Origin of the sequence: Microcoleus sp. w1-18aA5, from assembly GCF_036701705.1 — a bacterium.
Lineage (GTDB): Bacteria > Cyanobacteriota > Cyanobacteriia > Cyanobacteriales > Microcoleaceae > Microcoleus.
This window is the reverse complement of the sequence record NZ_JAUPTE010000157.1, coordinates 1-2,709: the sequence shown is the minus strand read 5'-3', so window position 1 is coordinate 2,709 and position 2,709 is coordinate 1. Positions and strand designations below refer to the sequence as shown.

At 43.2% G+C, this 2,709-nt stretch carries 6 protein-coding genes; 2 read left to right on the top strand and 4 right to left on the bottom strand.

The annotated features are described in order from the left end of the window. Window positions 1-265: 265 nt before the first annotated feature. The 4 genes from Q5691_RS27430 to Q5691_RS27415 form a co-directional block, all read right to left on the bottom strand. On the bottom strand, window positions 266-469 hold the full coding sequence (locus Q5691_RS27430) for a hypothetical protein (protein ID WP_333247313.1): 204 nt from the start codon (window positions 467-469) through the stop codon (window positions 266-268). Between the two features lie 40 nt (window positions 470-509). Then, window positions 510-692: a hypothetical protein gene (locus tag Q5691_RS27425; protein ID WP_333348389.1), complete on the bottom strand. Its 183-nt coding sequence runs from the start codon at window positions 690-692 to the stop codon at window positions 510-512. Window positions 693-879: 187 nt separating this feature from the next. Continuing rightward, on the bottom strand, window positions 880-1,176 hold the full coding sequence (locus tag Q5691_RS27420; RefSeq protein ID WP_333138225.1) for a hypothetical protein: 297 nt from the start codon (window positions 1,174-1,176) through the stop codon (window positions 880-882). 110 nt (window positions 1,177-1,286) lie between these two features. Next, window positions 1,287-1,586, bottom strand: a complete 300-nt coding sequence (locus Q5691_RS27415; protein WP_333348386.1) for a hypothetical protein — start codon at window positions 1,584-1,586, stop codon at window positions 1,287-1,289. A 326-nt stretch (window positions 1,587-1,912) separates the two neighbouring features. On the opposite strand from Q5691_RS27415, the gene Q5691_RS27410 reads away from it, so the two are divergent. Together Q5691_RS27410 and Q5691_RS27405 are read left to right on the top strand one after the other, a co-directional pair. After that, the gene (locus Q5691_RS27410; protein ID WP_333146834.1) at window positions 1,913-2,113 is read left to right on the top strand and encodes a hypothetical protein; all 201 of its coding nucleotides are present in this window, start codon (window positions 1,913-1,915) and stop codon (window positions 2,111-2,113) included. After that, on the top strand, window positions 2,104-2,514 hold the full coding sequence (locus tag Q5691_RS27405; protein ID WP_333348383.1) for a type II toxin-antitoxin system VapC family toxin: 411 nt from the start codon (window positions 2,104-2,106) through the stop codon (window positions 2,512-2,514). The genes Q5691_RS27410 and Q5691_RS27405 overlap by 10 nt, the downstream gene beginning before the upstream one ends. The last annotated feature ends 195 nt before the right edge of the window (window positions 2,515-2,709 follow it).

Below are 2,709 nucleotides of genomic sequence, written 5' to 3'. Positions count from 1 at the left end.
GACATTTTGACCTGAACCCTCAGTGAGATTAATCTGTTATTCTATCAGGCCTTACACTAGAATGAAATAGCCCTGCCTATTCGATAGTCTCCAACCCGAAGCCGATACGCATTATCATCACCTTTCAATTTTTTTAAGTTAACAATTGTTTGTAAATCATTACTATTGGGAATTTACGCAAAAGCCAAATCCTTGATTTGCTCAAACACAGGCGTACTTTTAAGAGCTTTTAAATCTTTCAAAAAACTGGGTAGATATTCGACTTTCATTCAGTTTCCAGTTCTGCAAGCGCTTCCTGTAAATTTAACGGGTTTTCATTTTTTACTTCGCGCATAGCCTGGAGAAGTCCTTTATCTTCGATCGCTTCTAGGAAATACTGATAGTCGGTATAATCTAGAATAACTTGACTAATGTTGCCTTCGGCATCGAATATCAATTCTTTAGCCAGTGGATAGTCTTCTATTTTCATACACTTTTATGGTGAGATGAGTTATGAGGGAATGATGCTTCTATTTTAACAGCGATATCTCAGAACCCGATGAAGTGCGATCGGGTATGTTGGTTATTGGGTCTAATAAAATTTGTCCGGCTTCGTTGACGAGAACGCGATACTCTGTTGATTTGGGTTCGAGGTTTAAACTGAGGTGTCCTTGGGTATCTGTGCTGATTAAGTTTTTCAGAATCCAAAACATATCTTTCAGCTATTATATAATTGAGTAAAACTCTCTAGGTTGAGTTTTACTCAATTATAACAAATTAGATGTTGTTTGTCTATTCGGATTTTAAGGGCGATTCCCTTCGGGATAGCTTCGCACGCGCGTACTTTTTGTCGTAAGGGCGATCGCACTTTTTTGAACCACAGACGAGCGCTGGTTTTTGTCAATTTTGCAGAATGTATTGACTGATAATATTTTTGAGTTCTTGAGGAGCTTCTTTGGCAATCGCCGCTCCTAAATCTGGACGCACAACCCACCACCAAACCAGTTGTTCTAAACGATCGGGAGGATTTTCATTAGGACACAATTCGATCGTACTTTCATTGACACCAATAATGTTAGCACAAAGGTCATTAGCAATGCTAACACGAGCGTCTAGATTTTCAAACTGTACGATGTCTTGCCAGCTAATTTCATTGGGAATAGAATTGAGGATTGATTGGATATCTAGAGTCAGCATTAAACTGTTCCTCCGAAAGCTATAATAACTCTAATGCCAAAGTCTTGTTGTTCTGCAAAAGATTGAGTGCTGAGCCACCCTCTCACGGTTAGAGTATTCGTACCTGTTAATTAAGGTTGGACGGAGTTGTAGAAATTGGTAATTTCCTGATGAATTGACCCAGTACCGTGTTCTAGCCGGACGAGATTGCCTGTATTGTGTATTGCTTCTGCCCCAAATCGTTGTAAGTTTGATGTTGTTTGCCCAACTATATGATGCCACGCTAACCCCGCTCCTGCCACCCCGATCGTTCTTTTAAATTCACCAAAAGTTTGAAAGCCTTGTCCGGGTGTTATGGGTGAGATGATTGTCCTTGATGCTAGTTCTCTAGCTAGTCGTCTCGCTATTTCTCGTCGAGTTTCGTCGGTCATTTATGCGAGTTAGCTTTCACTGCTGTGATTTAATTTTATCATGGATGAAGGGCGATCGCACTTTTGGTCGTAAGGCCGATCGCTCTTTTTAGCAACCGCAGATGAACGCCGATGGATGTGGATGGGGGAAAGGCGATCGCACTTTTTGTCGTAAGGGCGATCGCACTTTTTTGAACCGAAGATGAAGGCGGATGGATGGGGAGGGATTAAGGGCGATCGCCGCCGCCCGTCGCCGACTTAGACCCCTGTAGAATGAGCCATAATAGACAAAGCCGCAACCCTTGTAGCCCGATCGATTAACCAGCAACCATCAGAGAATTTGATTTATGCTAATTCAGAAAATCGTTCAAGAATTACAAGACATCCCCGAAGACAAACTCGCAGAAATCTATGATTTGATTCACTATTTTCGCCTCGGATTAGGACGGGAACAGCCACAGCCCCGCACCCCTGGTTTACTGACGGGAGAACTCGGTGATGGTTTTTTTGAACCCCTACCAGAAGAGGAACTGGAAAAATGGGAATAAGCTACCTTATCGACACCCATATCCTGCTGTGGTGGCTCTTTGATGACCCCAAACTCAATGCCCAATGCCGCGAGATCGTTCGCAACCCCAATTTTAATATCATTGTTAGCACTGTTTCCGCTTGGGAAATAGCCACCAAATATCGCATCGGTAAACTTCCCGAAGCCAAACAGATTGTGGAGGAATATTCGCAAATCCTCCACCGAGCCAAATTTATCGAACTAGCTATAACTTCACCTCATGCCCTCCGCGCTGGCCGCCTGCCCATTGCCCACCGCGACCCCTTTGACCGGATGATTATGGCACAAGCTGAACTCGAAAATTTGCCGGTTATTACCTACGACACAGCCTTTCACACGGGGCTAATTCAAGTTATCCCCACCGTCGAATCAAGAGCATGAGTATGGGAAGGGCGATCGCACTTTTTGTGTTAAGGGCGATCGCTCTTTTTGTGTTAAGGGCGATCGCTCTTTTTTCCCCTAACTTCAATCTATAGTAGATTCGATGAGACAAAACTGCTGCTTAGGAATGAAAAATAAATAACTTAATGAATTACTCAGGTTGGGGTACGGCTCGATAATTCCATTTGGGCAAAT

What these genes read in the sequence shown, in the direction of transcription:
- Q5691_RS27415 (WP_333348386.1), bottom strand. Translation starts at nt 1,586, where the DNA reads ATGACCGACGAAACTCGACGAGAAATAGCGAGACGACTAGCTAGAGAA.
- Q5691_RS27410 (WP_333146834.1), top strand. Translation starts at nt 1,913, where the DNA reads ATGCTAATTCAGAAAATCGTTCAAGAATTACAAGACATCCCCGAAGAC.
- Q5691_RS27405 (WP_333348383.1), top strand. Translation starts at nt 2,104, where the DNA reads ATGGGAATAAGCTACCTTATCGACACCCATATCCTGCTGTGGTGGCTC.
- Q5691_RS27420 (WP_333138225.1), bottom strand. Translation starts at nt 1,176, where the DNA reads ATGCTGACTCTAGATATCCAATCAATCCTCAATTCTATTCCCAATGAA.
- Q5691_RS27425 (WP_333348389.1), bottom strand. Translation starts at nt 692, where the DNA reads ATGTTTTGGATTCTGAAAAACTTAATCAGCACAGATACCCAAGGACAC.
- Q5691_RS27430 (WP_333247313.1), bottom strand. Translation starts at nt 469, where the DNA reads ATGAAAATAGAAGACTATCCACTGGCTAAAGAATTGATATTCGATGCC.